At 68.7% G+C, this 3,208-nt stretch carries 5 protein-coding genes; 2 read left to right on the top strand and 3 right to left on the bottom strand.

The genetic code is table 11. From position 1 onward, the window contains the following. The coding region (locus VJS38_RS13195) for an AMP-binding protein (protein WP_324088610.1) at window positions 1–653 on the bottom strand (653 nt) is incomplete at its 3' end. Window positions 654–815: 162 nt separating this feature from the next. Here VJS38_RS13195 and lipA point away from each other — a divergent pair. Both lipA and VJS38_RS13185 read left to right on the top strand, forming a co-directional pair. After that, window positions 816–1,775 carry a lipoyl synthase gene (lipA, locus tag VJS38_RS13190; RefSeq protein WP_324088611.1) on the top strand — a complete coding sequence of 320 codons (960 nt, stop codon included), beginning with the start codon at window positions 816–818 and terminating at the stop codon, window positions 1,773–1,775. Between the two features lie 13 nt (window positions 1,776–1,788). Continuing rightward, a complete protein-coding gene (locus VJS38_RS13185; RefSeq protein ID WP_324088609.1) occupies window positions 1,789–2,289 on the top strand; it encodes a type II toxin-antitoxin system RatA family toxin in 501 nt (166 codons plus the stop codon). A 30-nt stretch (window positions 2,290–2,319) separates the two neighbouring features. On the opposite strand, the gene VJS38_RS13180 is transcribed toward VJS38_RS13185, so the two are convergent. Continuing rightward, a complete protein-coding gene (locus VJS38_RS13180) occupies window positions 2,320–2,811 on the bottom strand; it encodes a CinA family protein (protein ID WP_324088608.1) in 492 nt (163 codons plus the stop codon). Window positions 2,812–3,019: 208 nt separating this feature from the next. Further along, window positions 3,020–3,208 (bottom strand): 2-C-methyl-D-erythritol 2,4-cyclodiphosphate synthase (locus VJS38_RS13175; protein ID WP_324088607.1); only part of this gene is annotated, 189 nt, incomplete at its 5' end.

Genomic DNA, 3,208 nt, shown 5'->3' with positions numbered 1-3,208 from the left:
AAGGTCCAGTCGGGATCGAGCTCGATGTGCGCGGCCACCTGCCGGGCGTTGGCGATCAGATTGGCCTGGGTCAGCACCACGCCGCGCGGCGCGCCGAAGCTGCCGGAGGTGAACAGGATGACGCCCGGGTCGCTGGGCTTGGTGCGGATGCGGAACGCCTTGGGGAAGGCGCCCGCGACGGCCGCATAGAGCTTGTCCAGCAGGTTCACCTTGCGGCGCACCTCCTCCAGGTAGGTGATCGACGCCAAGGGCTCCAGCGTGTCGATCGCGTCATGCAGCTTGGCCTGCTCGATGAAGCGGTGGGAGGTCAGCACCCGCTTCACCTCGGCGAGCTCGCACGCCGCGCGCAGATTCCGAAGGCCCGCTGTGAAGTTCAGCATCGTCGGCGTGCGGCCGAAGGCGTGCAGGGCGAAGAAGGTGACGACCGCCGCGGCGCTCGACGGCAACAGCACGCCCACCCGCTCGCCGGGCTTGGTGATGTCGCACAGCTTGCGGCCGAGCGCGAACGATGCGCGGATCAGGCCGAGGTAGGTGACGGGCGAGCGCTCCTGGTCCTCCAGGATCTGCTTGTCACGGCCGTGCCGGCGGCTGGCGTCGACCAGGGCGTCGAAAACCGATGTCTGCGCCTGCCTCGCATCGAACCTGCCCGCCAACCAGACCTCCCCAAATCAGTCCCTGTCCTTCGGGGGCGGAGCCTATAGAGACGGTTCAACGTTGAAAAGAATGGGCGCGTTGCGTGGGTCGCCGCGCGTTCGTGGCGGCGTCGAGGCAATTCGCAGCTTGATCCCAGGGCTGTGACCGACGATCTAGGGACCATGGCCGTGGTCATCGACACCGTGACGGGACAGCGCCCGCGTCACCCGGAAAAGCAGAACCGCCCCGATACGCCCCTGCTCAAGAAGCCGGACTGGCTGCGCGTGCGCGCCCCGGGCTCGAAGGGCTATCGCCAGACCGAGGCGATCGTGAAGGACCACAAGCTGGTCACGGTCTGCCAGGAGGCGGCCTGTCCCAACATCGGCGAGTGCTGGGAAAAGAGCCACGCGACCATGATGATCATGGGCGAGGTCTGCACCCGCGCCTGCGCCTTCTGCAACGTCGCCACCGGCAAGCCCACGCCGCTGGACGAGGGCGAGCCGGCGCGGGTCGGCGACGCGGTGGCCAAGATGGGCCTCGCCCACGTGGTGATCACCTCGGTCGACCGCGACGACCTGGCGGACGGCGGGGCGGCGCACTTCGCCGCCGTGGTGCGCGCGATCCGGCTCGCCTCGCCCGCGACCACCATCGAGATCCTGACGCCGGACTTCCTGCGCAAGCCGGTCGGCGCCGCCGAGCTGGTGATCGATTCCCAGCCGGACGTCTTCAACCACAACCTCGAGACCGTGCCGCGACTTTACCTCAGCATCCGGCCGGGCGCGCGCTACTACCACTCGCTGCGCCTGCTGGAGCGGGTGAAGGAACGTGACCCCGCCCAGTTCACCAAGTCGGGGATCATGGTCGGCCTTGGCGAGACCAAGGAGGAGATCATGCAGGTGATGGACGACATGCGCTCGGCCGGCGTCGACTTCATCACCATCGGCCAGTACCTGCAGCCGACCCGCAAGCACGCGGCCATCGACCGTTTCGTCCATCCCGACGAGTTCCGCGCCCTGGAGGAGATCGCCAAAGCCAAGGGCTTCCTGATGGTCTCGGCCAGCCCGCTCACCCGTTCCTCGCACCACGCCGGCGAAGATTTCGCGCGCCTGAAGGCCGCGCGGCTCGCGCGCCAGCGCGTCTGAGGCGGGCGGGCTCGTGCGGCACCACGTCTCCAAGGTCCTGCCCTATGCGCCGGAGCAGCTGTTCCGGCTGGTCGGCGACGTCGCGAAATATCCGGAGTTCGTGCCGTGGATCACGGCCATGCGGACCTGGAACGCGCGCACGCTGAGCGATGGGGTCGAGGCGGTCGACGCCGAGGCGGGCGTCGGCTTCTCCTTCCTGAAGGAGAAGTTCGCGACCCGCGTCCGGCGCGATGCCCACAACCGGCAGATCGACGTCAGCCTGATCTCGGGGCCGTTTCGTCGACTGGAGAACCGCTGGCGCTTCCTGGACGCCGGCCATGGCTGCACGCGGATCGAGTTCGACATCGACTTCATCTTCAAGTCGCGCCTGCTGGAGACTTTGCTGCGCGCCAACTTCGGCCACGCGGTCGACAAGCTGATCGGCTGCTTCGAGGCGCGGGCCAAGGCGCTGCATGGATCCACGCCGCCGCCCCCGCCGCCGCCGCAAGCGCTGGGCGAACCCGCCGCGGGGTGAAGATGCTCCTCCAAAAAAGGGAGGATCTATTTATTCCAGCCGATCCCTCAACGCCTGCAGCGCGGCCTGCACGGCCGCCAGCTGGACGCCTTCGCGGGTCGGCTGGTCGAACAGCTCCTCGCGGTGGCGCAGCGCCTGGTTGGTGCGGGCGGTGGCGATGTGGACGAGGCCGACGGGCTTCAGGCGAGTGCCGCCGCCGGGGCCGGCGACGCCGGTGATGGCCACGGCGATGTGCGCGTTGGAGTTCTCCAGCGCGCCCTCGGCCATCATCCGCGCCACCGGCTCCGAGACCGCCCCCATGTCGGCGATCAGGTCGCCGGGCACGCCTAGCAGCTCCTGCTTGGCGCGGTTGGAATAGGTGACGAAGCCGCGCTCGAAGACGTCGGAGGCGCCGGCCACGGCGCAGATCGCGCCGGCCACCAGCCCCCCGGTGCAGCTTTCCGCGGTGACGATCCGGAGCGACTTCTGACGCGCCTCGTCCACCAGCAGGCGGGCGAGCGTCTTGACCTCGATCGGGAACATGGACGGTCTCCGGCAGCAGGCGGCGGACCAATTCTGTCCAAACCATTCGCCACCGAAGTGGAGGCCGGTCCGGCGTAGCGAATGGTCTAACTCCAAAAAACTTGTGAGCGCTCGGCGGTTCATTCGAACCGCCGGACGCTCTGGCGCGACGGGGCGGACCACAACATCGGGCGCGTCCGGCTTCAAGCGCCCCCGGGACGTCAATCCGTCAGAGCGGCGTCTCGACCGCCACCACCGCCTGGGCGAGGAGGCCTTCCTCGCGTCCGGTGTAGCCCATGCCCTCGGTCGTCGTCGCCTTGACGCTGACCCGGTGCACGGGCAGCCCCATGAGGTCGGCGACGCGCTGGCGCATGGCTTCGCGGTGCGGCTTGATCTTCGGCCGCTCGCAGACCAGCGT

It is taken from the genome of Phenylobacterium sp., from assembly GCF_035276905.1.
GTDB lineage: Bacteria > Pseudomonadota > Alphaproteobacteria > Caulobacterales > Caulobacteraceae > Phenylobacterium.
Note: the sequence above shows the minus strand (reverse complement) of the source record. Positions and strands in the feature narration are given on the sequence as shown.